Source organism: Acinetobacter sp. YH18001, from assembly GCF_013416975.1.
GTDB classification, from domain to species: domain Bacteria; phylum Pseudomonadota; class Gammaproteobacteria; order Pseudomonadales; family Moraxellaceae; genus Acinetobacter; species Acinetobacter pseudolwoffii.
On record NZ_VPEU01000001.1, the window covers coordinates 85,388 to 100,672 of the forward strand.

The 15,285-nt window shown below is 44.5% G+C and carries 14 protein-coding genes; 12 read left to right on the forward strand and 2 right to left on the reverse strand.

Annotated features, from left to right (window positions below):
* Positions 1-112 precede the first annotated feature (112 nt).
* The 7 genes from FTV48_RS00385 to rdgB all read left to right on the forward strand — a co-directional run bounded on the left by FTV48_RS00385 (position 113) and on the right by rdgB (position 8,474).
* Positions 113-2,410 carry a TonB-dependent siderophore receptor gene (locus FTV48_RS00385; protein WP_179999069.1) on the forward strand — a complete coding sequence of 766 codons (2,298 nt, stop codon included), beginning with the start codon at positions 113-115 and terminating at the stop codon, positions 2,408-2,410.
* 71 nt (positions 2,411-2,481) lie between these two features.
* Entirely contained in the window at positions 2,482-3,165 is a 684-nt protein-coding gene (locus FTV48_RS00390) for a Fe2+-dependent dioxygenase (protein ID WP_179999071.1), read from the forward strand.
* A gap of 428 nt (positions 3,166-3,593) precedes the next feature.
* On the forward strand, positions 3,594-5,291 hold the full coding sequence (gene leuA, locus FTV48_RS00395; protein ID WP_159138504.1) for a 2-isopropylmalate synthase: 1,698 nt from the start codon (positions 3,594-3,596) through the stop codon (positions 5,289-5,291).
* 113 nt (positions 5,292-5,404) lie between these two features.
* Positions 5,405-6,565 carry a homoserine O-acetyltransferase gene (locus tag FTV48_RS00400; protein WP_100329258.1) on the forward strand — a complete coding sequence of 387 codons (1,161 nt, stop codon included), beginning with the start codon at positions 5,405-5,407 and terminating at the stop codon, positions 6,563-6,565.
* Positions 6,565-7,158, forward strand: a complete 594-nt coding sequence (metW, locus tag FTV48_RS00405; RefSeq protein ID WP_004278415.1) for a methionine biosynthesis protein MetW — start codon at positions 6,565-6,567, stop codon at positions 7,156-7,158. Before FTV48_RS00400 ends, metW begins: the two co-directional genes overlap by 1 nt.
* Positions 7,155-7,745 (forward strand): tetratricopeptide repeat protein, encoded by a 591-nt coding sequence (locus tag FTV48_RS00410; RefSeq protein WP_100534625.1) that lies wholly within the window; start codon positions 7,155-7,157, stop codon positions 7,743-7,745. Before metW ends, FTV48_RS00410 begins: the two co-directional genes overlap by 4 nt.
* 102 nt (positions 7,746-7,847) lie before the next feature.
* On the forward strand, positions 7,848-8,474 hold the full coding sequence (rdgB, locus tag FTV48_RS00415) for an RdgB/HAM1 family non-canonical purine NTP pyrophosphatase (RefSeq protein ID WP_074383999.1): 627 nt from the start codon (positions 7,848-7,850) through the stop codon (positions 8,472-8,474).
* A 130-nt stretch (positions 8,475-8,604) separates the two neighbouring features.
* Here the strand turns inward: rdgB and FTV48_RS00420 are convergent, their stop codons facing one another.
* Positions 8,605-9,486, reverse strand: a complete 882-nt coding sequence (locus tag FTV48_RS00420) for a permease (RefSeq protein WP_100534627.1) — start codon at positions 9,484-9,486, stop codon at positions 8,605-8,607.
* A 185-nt stretch (positions 9,487-9,671) separates the two neighbouring features.
* On the opposite strand from FTV48_RS00420, the gene tatA reads away from it, so the two are divergent.
* From tatA to FTV48_RS00440, 4 genes are all read left to right on the forward strand, one after another.
* Positions 9,672-9,890: a Sec-independent protein translocase subunit TatA gene (gene tatA, locus FTV48_RS00425; RefSeq protein WP_100355649.1), complete on the forward strand. Its 219-nt coding sequence runs from the start codon at positions 9,672-9,674 to the stop codon at positions 9,888-9,890.
* A 9-nt stretch (positions 9,891-9,899) separates the two neighbouring features.
* Positions 9,900-10,322 (forward strand): Sec-independent protein translocase protein TatB, encoded by a 423-nt coding sequence (gene tatB, locus FTV48_RS00430; RefSeq protein ID WP_100355648.1) that lies wholly within the window; start codon positions 9,900-9,902, stop codon positions 10,320-10,322.
* Positions 10,319-11,095: a twin-arginine translocase subunit TatC gene (gene tatC, locus FTV48_RS00435; RefSeq protein ID WP_100355647.1), complete on the forward strand. Its 777-nt coding sequence runs from the start codon at positions 10,319-10,321 to the stop codon at positions 11,093-11,095. Before tatB ends, tatC begins: the two co-directional genes overlap by 4 nt.
* A gap of 194 nt (positions 11,096-11,289) precedes the next feature.
* On the forward strand, positions 11,290-13,542 hold the full coding sequence (locus tag FTV48_RS00440) for a PhoX family phosphatase (protein ID WP_179999073.1): 2,253 nt from the start codon (positions 11,290-11,292) through the stop codon (positions 13,540-13,542).
* 52 nt (positions 13,543-13,594) lie between these two features.
* On the opposite strand, the gene FTV48_RS00445 is transcribed toward FTV48_RS00440, so the two are convergent.
* Positions 13,595-14,377 carry an NRDE family protein gene (locus FTV48_RS00445; RefSeq protein ID WP_005095550.1) on the reverse strand — a complete coding sequence of 261 codons (783 nt, stop codon included), beginning with the start codon at positions 14,375-14,377 and terminating at the stop codon, positions 13,595-13,597.
* Positions 14,378-14,470: 93 nt separating this feature from the next.
* Between FTV48_RS00445 and lgt the strand changes: the two genes are divergently transcribed.
* On the forward strand, positions 14,471-15,280 hold the full coding sequence (gene lgt, locus FTV48_RS00450) for a prolipoprotein diacylglyceryl transferase (RefSeq protein WP_005095548.1): 810 nt from the start codon (positions 14,471-14,473) through the stop codon (positions 15,278-15,280).
* Positions 15,281-15,285 lie beyond the last annotated feature (5 nt).

The window sequence follows — 15,285 nt, forward strand, 5'->3', positions numbered from 1 at the left end:
CTCATTTAATATTTTCTTAAAGATCATGAATTCCCATCATTAAAAGATAAAAACAATAACAAGAATCATTATTATTCGCATACATTTTTAATATTCATTTCTTAGGTTTAACATGACCTTCATTAAAACACGTAAAAAAATCGTTTCCTCTGCAATTGTTTCTTCTTTGTCGATCGTGGCAACACATGCAATTGCTGAAGACAATGTCGTTCGACTCGACACCATTCATCAAGAAATCAAAGCCGAACCATTACCCAGCTTAAAAGTAGATCAGTCTGCCAACAACAAATTTGTCGCACCTTTACTTGATACACCCAAGTCAGTTTCGGTCATTTCAAAACAGCTAATTGCAGATACCCAAGTCACCACCTTAACTGATGCTTTGCGTACTGTGCCGGGTATTACCCTAGGTGCAGGTGAAGGGGGCAATCCAAACGGCGATCGTCCGTTTATTCGTGGTTATAACTCTGAAAGCTCCATGTATGTAGACGGCGTTCGTAATGCCACTTCACAAAACCGTGAAATGTTTGCTGTCGAACAGGTCGAAGTGACTAAAGGTTCTGCGTCTGCCATGGGCGGCGCAGGAGCGACCGGTGGTAGTATCAACATGATTTCTAAAGTCGCTAAAGCGGGCGATTTTCTAGAAGGTTCGGTCGCTGGCGGCACAGATAATTATCAACGTATTACTTTAGATGGCAACAAAGATTTTGGTAATGGTATTGCAGCACGTGTTGCAGTCATGGGGCATCAAAATGAAAAAGCCGGTCAGAAAGATGGTGCAGAATATAAACGTACTGGTATAGCACCGAGTATTAGCTTTGGTCTAGACACCCCTACCCGTGGGACTCTAAGTTATTACTACTTAAAAACCGATGACACGCCTGATTCAGGTGTTCCATATTGGAATTCTGCAGATAATACTGCTACTGGTAAACCGTTAAATGCTAAACAAGGTATTTACTATGGTTGGCTAGATCGTGATTTCCAGAAACAGGAAAATCAGGTTGGCACATTAAAACTAGAGCACGATTTAACAGATAATCTAACCATCAGTAATACGGTTGTGTATGGAAAATCTAAAAATGATTATGTCTGGACTCAGCCAGATGATTCAAAATTAAATATTGCTAATGGACAAGTAGTTCGTCGTGCAAATACACGTATTACTGACACAGATACCTTTAGTGATCAACTTTCATTAACAGGTAAATTCAATACCGGCACGCTAAAACATAGCTTTAATGTAGGCACTGAATATTCAAAACAAGAATCTGATAAAGGAAATTATTTACTTACAGATTTAGGTCAGGCGGCAACTTCTACTCTTCCAGCTAATCTTAGTGGAAGTAAAGCATGTAACACATTTACGAATGCTACCTCCAACAATTGGTGTACTAGTGCATATAACCCGAACTCAAAAGACTCTTGGTTGGGCTCAATAACAGCTGCGCAAAAAGCAAGTACAACCGAAACAGAAAGCACCGGAATCTACTTGTTAGATAATATTGAATTAAATTCACAGTGGTTACTAGATCTAGGTCTTCGTTGGGACAAATTTGAAACTGAACAAAACATTCATGCTTCAGATACTAAATATACAAATGACAGTGATTTCTTTAACTACCAGGCGGGCGTGACATATAAACCACTGGAAAACGGTTCTATTTATGCAAGCTATGCAACTTCCGCCAATCCAGTTGGGGTAGACGCTGCTGATGGTTCAGAATCACTGTCCGTTCCTGGCAGAAATACAACTGAAGAACAAGCCAAAGCGATCAACAATCTAAAACCAGAAGAAGTTAAAACATATGAAATTGGCACAAAGTGGGATTTATTTAATGACAAATTAAATCTAACCGCTGCTATTTTCCGCACAGAGAAAACGAATACGCGCTCTACTGACTTTGATGGTTTTACACGAAATATTGGTGAAACACGTGTAGACGGTTTTGAGCTAGGTGTAAACGGTAATATCACGGATAAATGGGCTGTATCTGCGGGTTATACTTATTTAGACAGTGAAATTGTAGACGCTGGTTTTGTGAGTACTGCTCCTTCAGGTCAACCACCAGTATATGAAACTAGTCCTAATAATGGTAATCAAGTTCAGAACGTTGCGAAAAACTCTGCAACTCTTTGGACAACCTATGCGATAACTCCTGCTTTAACCCTAGGTGCTGGTGCAGTGGCGATGGATAAAGTTTATGGTGATGCAGCCAATACCAAATATGTTCCAGGCTATGTTCGCTATGATGCCATGGCACGTTATAACGTGAATGAAAACGTTGATTTGCAATTAAACCTCAACAACCTGTCTGATGAACGTTACTTCACAAAAGCTTACGCCTCTCACTATGCCACTGAAGCAGAAGGCCGTAGCGCAGTGCTGGCAGTCAACTTTAAATATTAATTCAATGCAACCGCATAGCCTCCTGATGGGGGCTATGTTATTTTTAAAATATGATTATTCAGGGGTTTCCAGTGCTGCATCATATTCCAAATGTACTGAGCAAAGAACAGGTGCAATATTTCCGTGAGGAGATGAGTAAGATTGAGTGGGTCAATGGCAAGGTTACCGCGGGTACACTCTCTGCCACCGTGAAACAGAATCAGCAATTGCCTGAAGATCATCCCCTGACCCAGCATTTAAGCACGATCATTCTTGAATCTCTGGGACAGCATCCACTATTTTTATCAGCGGCAATTCCGCTGGATATCATTCCCCCGCTTTTTAACCGCTATGAAAATAATGAAGCTTTCGGCTTTCATGTCGACAATTCGATTCGTCGTATTCGCGGCAGCAATGAACGCCTTAGAACGGATTTATCCTGTACGGTTTTCTTGAGTGAACCTGAAGAATACGTCGGTGGTGAACTGGTGGTCGAAGACACTTACGGTTATCACGAAGTAAAATTGCCTGCCGGCGATATGATTCTGTATCCATCCACCAGCCTGCATGAAGTCACGCCCATCACTGCCGGTTGTCGAATTGCTTCATTTTTTTGGGTACAAAGCATGATCCGGGATGATGCAGAACGGCATATGCTGTTTAATCTGGATCAGAGTATTCAAAACCTGAGAATGCAGCTGGGTGATCAGCATGCCGAAGTTATGAAACTGACCAATTTGTATCACAACCTCATGCGCAAATGGGCCGAGCTTTAAAAGCTTGCCCGGATTAAATGTCTTTAGCCATCTAGGGCTATCTTTTCTAAAAATATAGGCTGATATGGCATGATTGGGTGTAAAAAATAACGGCTTATTTTGAAATTAAGAAAATATAAAACACTATACTTAAAATACATGGGAATATTTTTCAAAACTTAAAGCTTATAAGAAAATTTTTATTAAGATACGACTAAAATCTATTAAAAAAGCAAAAACTTTTCGGTTTAACTGGATTAAACTTAAAGTTATAAGTTGATCATGCAGGTTTTTTGATTAAAACTAAATCCCAAATATTCCAGAAGATTTTTAGTTTTAATGCTGGTTCCAATCTGTATGTAGACGATTATAGACACAATCTATTCGGTAACCTTTGCCAGTGCTTCAACCAAGCGCAGACTCTATCAGGTTACACAAGGAGCTCTCTCATGATGTTGGCTGATCCAAGTAAAAAATACCGTCGCATGTATCAACGTGTGGACTTACCAGACCGTCAATGGCCGAACAATGAAATCAACAAAGCGCCAATCTGGATGAGTACTGACCTGCGTGATGGTAACCAGGCGATCTTCGAGCCAATGAACATGGAGCAAAAATTCAAGATGTTCCAGATGTTGGTGAAAATCGGTTTCAAGCATATTGAAATTGGTTTCCCTTCAGCATCGCAAATTGACTTTGATTTCACTCGTAAATTGATTGAAGAAGATCATATTCCTGAAGATGTTTATATCGAAGTTTTGGTTCAAGCCCGTGATCATTTAATTGCTCGTACCTTTGAATCTTTACAGGGTGCAAAACGTGCCATTGTGCATATCTACAACTCCAATTCACCGACTTTCCGCGAGAAAGTCTTAAATGTAGATGTAGCGGGCGCAAAACAATTAGCCGTCAATGCAGCACAAAAAGTCAAAGAATATGCCGCAAAACAGCCTGAAACTGAATTTGTCTTCCAGTACAGCCCGGAATGTTTCACTGCGACTGAATTAGAAGTTGCAAAAGATGTCTGTGATGCTGTGACTGAAATCTGGGAAGCATCACCGACCAATAAAGTGATCTTGAACTTGCCAGCAACGGTAGAAGTTTCAGGTCCACATATCTATGCCGATCAAATCGAATGGATGCACCGCAATATTCAGCGTCGTGACGGCGTGATTATTTCAGTGCACTGTCATAATGACCGTGGTTGCGGCATCGCGGCATCTGAATTGGCGATGATGGCTGGTGCCGATCGTGTTGAAGGTTGTGTGTTTGGGAACGGTGAGCGTACCGGTAATGTCGATGTGGCAGCAATCGCATTGAACATGTATACCCAAGGTGTTGCGCCAAACCTGGATTTCTCCAATATCAATGAAATTATCGCGACTGTAGAAGAATGTACCGGTTTGCCAGTACATCCACGTCATCCATACGCAGGTGATTTGGTCTTTACTGCATTCTCCGGCTCACATCAGGATGCGATCAAAAAAGGTTTCGAATTCCAGAAAGACCAAGAAATGTGGGATATGCCATATTTACCAATCGATCCAAAAGACTTGGGCCGTGACTATGATGCGGTGATTCGCGTTAACTCACAGTCAGGTAAAGGCGGTATCGCCTACTTGTTAGAATCGAATTACAACGTGACTTTACCACGTCGTTTACAAATCGAGTTCTCGCAAATTGTACAAAAACGTACCGATGAACAAGGCACTGAAATTTCTGCAACCGAGATCTGGAAGTTGTTTAAAGAGACTTATGTCGATGTTAAACATGTACATTACTCAACTAAGAACTACAAGTTATCGGATGACAATGGCAATCAGGTGATTGAGCTGGATCTTGAAGTTGAGGGTCAGTCCCGCCGTGTTCGCGGTGAAGGCAATGGTCCAATTTCTGCAATCTTGGATGCACTTCAGTTACCGATTGATGTGGTGAACTATGAAGAGCGCAGCATCAGTTCAGGTGCGCATGCCAAAGCCTTGGCCTTGATTGAACTGCAAGTCAAAGGCACTGGCAAGTCTGCCTTTGGTGCGGGTGTGCATGACAACATCGTGACCTCTTCGATCGAAGCAATTCTTGCATCGACCAACCGTCTGATTGATCAAGGTGTATTAAGCACTGATCAGGTAATCGCTGCTGCGGTCTAACCGGCTGTATTAGAATTAGCGATAATTCATAGCACTAAAATGACTTTAGAAGGATATCCGCTAGTGGTATCCTTTTATTATTCATACTCAAGATTTTAAGGCGAATCCTCCCCGTGTCTTTTCCAGCTGACTCAGTGGGCATTGTTGTCCCACAAAAGTTCCAATTTGAAGAGCCGTTAGAGCTTGAATGCGGTCGCATCCTCCCCCGTTTTGAACTGATGGTTGAAACTTACGGTACCTTAAATGCTGACAAGTCGAATGCCATTCTGATTTGTCATGCCCTTTCTGGTCATCATCATGCCGCAGGTTATCATCATGAAGATGATAAAAAGGCCGGCTGGTGGGACGCCTGTATTGGTCCCGGCAAAGCCATTGATACTGCAAAATTCTTTGTGGTTTCACTGAATAATATTGGGGGCTGTAGTGGCTCTACCGGTCCAACCTCACCAAATCCTGAAAATGAAAACCGTCCTTATGGTCCAGATTTTCCGCTGGTCACGGTCCGCGACTGGGTTAAAACTCAGGCTTTATTGTCCGATCGTTTAGGCATTCAGACTTGGGATGCCATCATTGGTGGTTCACTCGGTGGCATGCAGGCACTGCAATGGTCAGTGGATTACCCGAACCGTTTAAGAAAATGTGTGATTATTGCCAGTGCGCCAAAACTTTCAGCACAGAATATTGCCTTTAATGAAGTAGCACGTCAGTCAATTTTGTCTGATCCTGACTTCCACAACGGCCGTTATCTGGAAAATGACAGCTATCCCAAACGTGGCCTGATCCTGGCGCGTATGGTCGGTCATATTACCTACCTGTCCGAAGAAGCCATGAAGCAGAAATTTGGCCGTGATCTGAAATCTGGCAAATTTATGTATGGTTTTGATGTCGAATTCCAGGTCGAAAGTTATTTGCGTTATCAAGGTGAACAGTTCAGCCGTAACTTCGATGCCAATACCTATCTGATCATGACCAAGGCACTGGATTATTTTGATCCGTCACGTGAATATGAACAGTCACTGAAAAAAGCCATGGCCCATACCCGGTGCAAATTTTTGGTGGTGTCCTTCACCACTGACTGGCGTTTTACCCCTGCCCGCTCGCAGGAAATTGTGGATGCCTTAATTAGCAATCATAAACCGGTGAGCTATTTAGATATTGATGCCGAACAGGGTCATGATTCCTTCCTGTTCCCGATTCCCCTGTATGTAAAATCTTTGCGTGCATTCCTGGGTGGTGAAGAACACCTGAAAGCCACACCGAAGGAGACCGTATAATGCGTATCGATCAACAACTCGCTGAAAAGTGGATTAAGCCCGGTTCTAGCGTACTTGACCTGGGTTGTGGCGATGGTGAACTGCTGGCACAAATGAGTAAAAAACACGATATTCGCGCATACGGATTAGAAATTGATCAGGAAAAGATTGCAATTGCGGTCAGTCGCGGGTTAAATATCATCCAACAAGACTTAAACCTCGGTTTAAGCCGCTTTGCCGACCAGTCTTTTGACAATGTGGTCATGGCACAAGCTTTGCAGGCTGTAGATGCACCTGACGTATTATTGCGTGATATGGTGCGTGTAGGGAAACAGGCCATTATTACCTTTCCGAACTTTGCGCATTGGAAGACCCGTTCTTTCTTGGCAATCAAAGGGAGAATGCCGGTTTCTGAAGCCTTGCCGTATATGTGGTATAACACCCCGAATATCCACTTATGTACATTTCGTGATTTTGAAGCACTTTGTGCGGAAAATAACATCAAAATTATTAATCGACTCGCTGTGAACGGGAATCAAGAAGATAGTTTGCTCAGCAAACATCTCCCTAATCTATTTGGTGAAGTCGCAATTTATCGAGTGAGCGCGCTATGAAAAAATTATTATTAGGTACGACGCTACTGGCTGGACTTTTTGGCATGCAAGCCCATGCCGACTATGTTGCTCCAAGTCCTTCTGTTGCCAGTCAAGCGGCTCAGTATTCAGTAATGGATATCAACAGTCTGATCAAAGCAGCTAAAGCAGGTCAGGCCGGTGCACAGTTTTATCTGGCCACCAAATACCAGTATGGCAAAGACATTCAAAAAGATGAACGACAGGCCTTTGCCTGGTACAAAGCTGCTGCCGATCAAGGTTTAGCCGTGGCGCAGTTAAATGTCGGCCGTATGCTGGCAGATGGCATGGGCACCCGAAAAGATGAAGCGCTGGCACGTCAGTATTTTGAAAAAGCAGCCAGCCGTGGTGATAACCGTGCCAGCTTTAACCTGGCCATGATGGAAGAGAAAAAGAAAAACTACATGGGTGCTTATCAGTGGTATGAACTGTCTACCCGTGATGGCATGCTCGACAATAAAGTGATTACCCTTTCTGAAGGCAAGAAAACAGCATTGGCGGCAAACTTGACCCAGGAACAGATCCGTCAGGCGCGTGACCGTGCCGACAGATGGATTCAGGCACAATAAAGCTGAATGGTATAAATAGCACCTTCGGGTGCTTTTTTATTGCCTACAAACCCGCAATGGCAGTTAAAATAGCACGATTGATATTTAGAGAATGAGTGACACATGGCTTCTACAGATTGGTTATCCCAAGGCACACTGGTATTGGCAAGTAATAACAAAGGTAAAATTGCCGAGTTTGAGAAAATGTTTGCGGAACTGCAACTGCCGGTAGATGTGATTCCTCAAGGTCAACTGAATATCGAAGATGCCATCGAAGATGGCTTAAGCTTTGTTGAAAATGCCATTATCAAGGCACGCCACGCGGCTAAAATCTCAGGTAAACCGGCGATTGCCGATGATTCAGGCATTTGTGTGCCAGTTCTTGGCGGAGCTCCTGGGATCTACTCAGCACGTTATGCCGGTGAACATGGCAATGATGCCGCCAATAATGAGAAACTTCTAGTAGACCTTAAACCATTGCGTAAAGATAGCGAAGCGATTGAAGGCATGTTTGTCTGTGTACTGGCACTGGTTCAACATGCTGAAGATCCACTGCCACAAATTTTCCAGGGCATCTGGACGGGTGAAATTTTAGAAGCAGCACGCGGTGAAAATGGCTTCGGTTATGACCCGCTGTTCTGGTTGCCGGAACTCGGTATTTCCAGTGCAGAAATGAGCAAAGAAGAAAAGAATAAAATCAGTCATCGTGGTCAGGCCATGCAGCTGTTTAAAGCCAGTTTGGCGAAATAATTTGTTTTACCCCTCCCTTTTCCAAAGGGAGGTTGGGAGAGATTTAAACATTAATGAATCCCCCTAAATCCCCATTTTTCAAAGGGGGACTTTATAACTCTTTCTAGCCTTCTCTCCAAAAAAGGAAACTTTATAGCGTAGGCATCACCGCATGCAACACCAGCCCATAGATCCCAATCAAAATTGCACTCGCAATCGTCCCCGAAGCAATATATTTAGCGGAATGCCCTGTGCCCTGATAATGGGTTTCTAAAGCCACGATGTTCGCTGCCGGTGGCAATAAGAAATACATCATCATTACACTATAAGTCAGGAGCTGATGTGGAATCGGCAAGAATATATAGGCAATACCAGCCAAGCCTAATGCAAAAATAAAGCGCCCGCTGATCAGCACCAGACTGCGCTTTAAATCCCTCAGCTGAATACGGACATGACGCAGCCACATGCCCAAAATGCACATTCCTGCAAAAGTGACTAAAAATTTATTGGCTGCATATGCCCATTGAAGGATGGGATGAAACTCATAATGACTAAAGTCCCAAAATGATAAAACCCCTGCAATACTGAGTGCGATCACCGGTGGTGATTGCAGGACATTTTTCAGAATAAATGTCCAATCTTGGCGAGTTTGGCTCACGGCAATGACAGCACTGACATTCCCAAATAATGAGCCACCAATATAAAGTGCAATCATGGTCGACATTGCGTCAGTGCCAAACACTGCTAAGGCAAACGGCAGACCGAGCCATACGCCATTCAAATAGCTAAAACACAGCGCACGCAATTTATCTTTGGCAAAATAATAAAACAGGCTAAACAGCACAATTGAACTAAAAATACTAAAGCCCATCAGCCACAGACTGCCCGCTTTATAAAACACCATATTGTAAATAATCAGCACAGGAATCAGGACACGTGCCAATAAAGCCGCCAAGACAGGTCGAATTGGCTTTAAATATTGCACGCCCCAATAACCAATCAAAAAAGACAGCAGGGGAAGAATCAAGGCCATGACAGTGCTGCTGAGATTTCCATATCAGGTTATATGCTAGCACAGCATCCTTTTCATCTAATGATAGATTTTTCATATGAATTACTCATTACCCTGCTGCCGTGTCGGCAAACTGTCATTAAAGCGTCACTGCATTGTCATACAAGCCTGCTGAGATAGGGGCATGAAATATAGAGGATAAAATAATGGCAGGATTATCAATTTGGCATGTGCTGATTTTTGCAATTGTGGTGATTTTATTGTTTGGTACATCGAAGCTGAAAAACCTGGGTAAAGATGTCGGCGGTGCAATTAAAGACTTTAAAAAATCAGTCAAAGATGAAGAAGCAGAAATGGCCAAGCTGCAAGAACCGCGAACTATTGATGCACAAGTCAAAACCCCTGAAACCTCGATCAAGAGTTAAGAGTCCGCTATGCTCAATATCGGAATGACCGAGCTGCTGATTTTCGGGATTATTGCACTTCTGGTGCTTGGGCCAGACAAGTTACCTGAGGCAGTCCGTTTTGTCGGAACATGGTATGGCAAGATCAAGCGCATGGTCAGCAATGTTCAGAACGATCTGGATCGTGAATTACGCTTGTCCGAACTGCGAGAACAGATGCAGGCCGAAATGCAGCGGATCCAGCAACTGGAAGCCAAGATGCAGGCACAAATGGCAGATTTGCAGCAGCCGATTGCAACTGATGAATTAAAAATAAAGCCTCAGGCTGCCCAGCCCGTGCTTCGCTATCAGCCTGTGGTACAGCCCGTATCAGCGGTGTATTTACCTCAGCCTGCACAAACTCAAGCAGTGATTTCCCAACAACGCTATACAGAAATGAAGGTGGCCGTATGACGTCTTTACCGACCACACCTGCCTCAAATGATGCTGCAGCGCTGAACCTTGAAGAGATGCCGATTACCCAGCATTTGGTGGTGTTAAGAAAACATCTGTTTAAAGTGGTTGCTGTCCTGATTGGCCTGTTTTTCTGTTTGCTGCCCTTTGCCAATCAGACCTATCAATGGTTATCTGAACCTTTACGGGCACAATTGCCTGCCAGCTCGACCATGATTGCCACGGATGTGACGGCAACATTCATGGCTCCGTTCAAGCTGAATTTCTTTGTGGCGCTGATGATCACAATGCCGTTTATTCTGTATCAGCTCTGGACATTTGTTAAACCGGCGTTATATGCCAAAGAAAAGAGTCTGGCACTGCCGCTTTTGATCGGCAGTATTGTGCTGTTTTATACCGGGATCAGCTTTGCCTACTTTGTGGCCTTACCTTCGATCCTGCATTTTTTTATCAGTGTCTCGCCGGAAACTGTGGCACCGATGACCGACATTAACAGTTATCTTAGCTTCTGTTTAAAGCTGTTTCTGGTCTTTGGTTTTACCTTTGAAATCCCGATTATTACCTTGGTTTTAATCCTGATTGGGGCAGTTTCAACACAAACCCTGGTGGAGAAACGGCGCTTTATTATTGTCGGCTGTTTCTTTGTCGCGATGTTCGTGACACCACCAGATGCACTGTCGATGATCATGTTGGCTGTACCGATGTGGTTGCTGTTTGAACTGGGTTTGCTGGCCGGAAAACTGATCGAAAAACGGCGTTTAAAAGCGCAATAAGAACAATCAGCCAAAACAAAAATCATGCTTTAACTCAGGCAGCTCCGGCTGTCTTTTTATTTTCAAAATATTATTAAAATACTGATTTATTTAACTTTAATGCAACATTTCCTTAAGATTAGTGTCATATCCCAAGCTTAAGGTATTGAAAACTTCTACACCACCAAGCACTTATTTTTACTTGAGACTTTAAAATGAAAAACGAAGACATGATACCTTGCCAGGATCTGGTTGAAGACAGTAATAATTCAAACAATAGCCACTTTCAAACAATTCTGGATCAATACACCAGTCGCCGTAGTTTTATTGCAAAAACCACCAGTGGGGCAATGGCCTTAGCCTTTGCAGCAACAGTAAGTGGTTGTTCAGATGATGATAATGATTCTGGCACGCCTGACACTAACCCCACCACACCACCAGACACCACGAACCCAGATCAACATGCATGGAGTGACCTGAAAGCGCGCCCGAATAAATTGACCTTTGAGCCGGTTCGCAAAAATACGCAAAACTTCTTTAGCGTGCCTGAAGGCTATGAACTGAAAGTGCTATATGCGGTCGGTGATCCAATTAACCCTGCATATTCAGAAAAGACAGATGTAACATTAGCTTCAGGTGCTTCTTATCAGTTCCGTGCAGGCGATAACCATGACGGCATGAGCTTTTTCGGTATGCATCCAAGCAACAAAAACTATGCGGCCAAAGAGTCCACCCAAGGTTTACTGGTTTTAAATCACGAATACCTGCAACAAGCTCAACTCCATACGCCAGAAGGCCCGATTACGATCGACGGTGTACGTCCAGAAGATCAGGTCCTTCGTGAAGTGAATGCGCATGGGGTTTCGGTAATTGAGATTAGCAAAGATGCCAATACACAAGAGGTTAAAATTAACTTAAATTCTAAGTTTAACCGTCGTATCACGGCAGCAACCGAGATGGAAATTCATGGACCCGCTCGCGGCTCTGACTTGGTGAAAACGATTTTCTCACCCGATGGAACGTTGACGCGCGGCACCTTTGCCAACTGTGGTAATGGGTATACACCTTGGGGCACTTACTTAACCGCTGAAGAAAACTGGAGTGGTTATTTTGCCCGTCAAGCCAATGATACCCGCGCGATTGCAAAAGAAGAAATTGCATTATCCCGTTATGGTCGTGGCGGTAGTGAGGCCCGTTCATCTCAATACCGCTGGAATACTCCGGTTGCTGAATTAACCGGTGATAAAGGACTTTATGATCGTTGGGATATTTCGGTTAAAGGCGCAAATGCTTTAGCCGATTATCGTAATGTCATGAATACCTGCGGCTTCATTGTCGAGATTGATCCATTTAGCGCGAACACACGTCCAGTTAAACGTACTGCATTGGGCCGCTTTGCCCATGAAGACTGCCGCTGTAGTAATCCGATTCCGGGTCAGCCATTAGCCTTCTATATGGGGGATGATGCAACCGGCGAATATATCTATAAATTTGTTTCTGATGCAGTCTGGGATCCGAAAGATGTCAATGGGGGTTATACTGCTGGTGATAAATACATGGATAAAGGCACATTATATGTCGCTAAATTCAATGATGATGGTACTGGTGAATGGTTAGAACTCAGTTATGGTAAAAATGGTTTAACTGCTGCCAACGAAATTTATCCATTTGCAGGCCAAGACGATATCGTCATTAATCTCCGTCTTGCTGCCGACCATGTCGGTGCGACCAAAATGGATCGTCCGGAATGGGTTGCAGTCAATCCGGAAAATGGTGAAGTCTATGTCACGCTCACCAATAACGGTAACCGCGGACGCGCCTACCCGACCGATGCAGCAAACCCACGTAGCTATATCGACTTCAAAGATTCAAATGCCAGCAATTCAGGCAATATGAATGGTCACATTATCCGTTTTAGTGAAAATGAGAATAATGTCAAAGCAACAACATTTGCCTGGGATATCTTCCTGTTCGGTGCAGAAGCACGTGCTGCCTCTAACATCAACCTTTCAGGTCTGGATGATTTAAATGACTTCTCTAGCCCGGACGGGATGTGGTTCGATCCGCGTGGTATTTTGTGGATCCAGACGGATGATGGCCAGTACACCGATGAAACCAACTGTATGATGCTGGCAGCCCTGCCAGGTACAGTCGGTGATGGCAGAAAAGCATTGGCAGCCAGCACCAAGGCTGAAGGACAGGAAACCTTTGTCGGTGCCAAACTGAATAATGATCGGGTTCGCCGCTTTCTCACAGGTCCATCGGGCTGTGAAATTACCGGTGTGACGATTACGCCGGACTACAAAGCAATTTTCGTCAATGTGCAGCATCCAGGCGGTGCATGGCCAGCCAATCAAAGCGAGCGTTATAGCCGTTTAGGCAAAGTGCCTCGCTCTGCGACTGTGGTCATTACCCGTAAGGATGGCGGTGCGATTGCCGGTGAAGCCTTGGAACAAGCGACAGCATAAAAAAATAAGTTTCATTAAAATGCCGGCAGATGTCGGCATTTTTTATCTGGGATTATTGTTGTAGCATCATGATTTTCTCGATCAATTGCCCTGCAGTCACACCTTGTTGTGACTTCTCGATCCAGTGCCATTGTCCTCGCTGCATTCTTAGAAAATTCGAGCAACGGGTGCCGTAAGTCGGGCTTTGAATAAAAGTCGAGGACAGCAGATGTTCCATTTCAACCGAGATCCCTGTTTCCGGCAACAGTTCAGGAATCACCTTGCGTTCATCTTCCAGAATATCCCAAACCGCATGACACAGATCAGTTTCTGGCATGGCTGGTTGTTGCAGCATGGGTAAAAATTCCTGGGTAAAGCGTTTACGCAAATGCCGGGTCTTATACCAGTCTTCGCTCATCAGGCCGTTGGAGACAACATAGACGCCTTGTGCCAGCACTTGCGGTGCTTCGCCGCGATTGCTCATATACACCGCCTGCTGCTGGTCTCCAACGAACAGGTTAAAACCGGCATAGTCACACTGCCGTTGTTCCAGATCTTGTGCGAAACGAATCGGCGTTAAGTCCGAATTTAAAAAATCCTGGATGATATGACCACGTGAAGTCGGATAATCTGTCCGATCTTGCCCGTTGCGAAAATTGGTAATCACTGCCCAGCGACCTGAGGCCGTGATACCCATCCAGGTGCCGCCCGACTGCAAATCCTGCCCGGCAATAATCGGACTATCTTCCCATTCATGCAATGCCTGTGTAGGCCGCTGATAGAATTCATCCCGATTTGAAATCAGACATAATGGGGTCTCATCCACAACCCGCCAAGCCAGTGCCACGATACACATAATTTACGCTCTCGATCTTTACACATTGAATGTACAACATTTTTCTTTGCTTTCAGCTAAAATCTGTGCAAAACAGAATCACAAGGAACAGGAATGCTCACCTATCCCAATATTGATCCCGTCGCGATTTCGCTCGGGCCCCTGCAAGTCCACTGGTATGGACTGATGTACTTACTGGCATTTTTATTTGCCTGGGGATTGGCAACGTTTCGAGCCAAACAACGCGGCTGGACGCCAGATATGGTCTCTGACCTGATTTTCTTCGGTGCGCTTGGTGTCATCATCGGTGGCCGTGTCGGTTATGTCTTGTTCTATGGTTTTTCTCAGTTCCTCGCAGATCCTTTATGGTTATTCCAGATCTGGACCGGTGGTATGAGCTTCCACGGTGGTTTCCTCGGTGTCATTCTGGCCATGCTGTGGTGGTGCCGGAAATACAAGATGACCTGGTTCCAGACCCTGGATTTTATCGCACCCTGCGTACCAACGGGGCTGATGTTTGGCCGGATTGGTAATTTTATTGGCGGTGAATTGTATGGCCGTCAGGTGACCGATCCCAACTTTGCCTGGGGCATGATTTTCCCGACCGATCCTTTGCAGCTGGTGCGTCATCCATCACAATTGTATCAGGCGCTGTGTGAAGGCCTGATTCTGTTTATTGTATTGTGGTGGTTCAGTTCCAAGCCGCGTCCACGTATGGCGGTCTCTGCACTGTTCCTGATCGGTTATGGTCTGGCACGCTTCGTGGTCGAGTTCTTCCGTGAGCCGGACAATGGTCAGCTGTTTATTGGCTGGATGAGCAAGGGCCAATTCCTGAGCCTGCCAATGATCCTGATTGGCTTGTGGATGATGTGGTATGCCTACCAAAAGAAAATCTATGACTGGGGGCCACAGAAAAACAGTTAAAACCA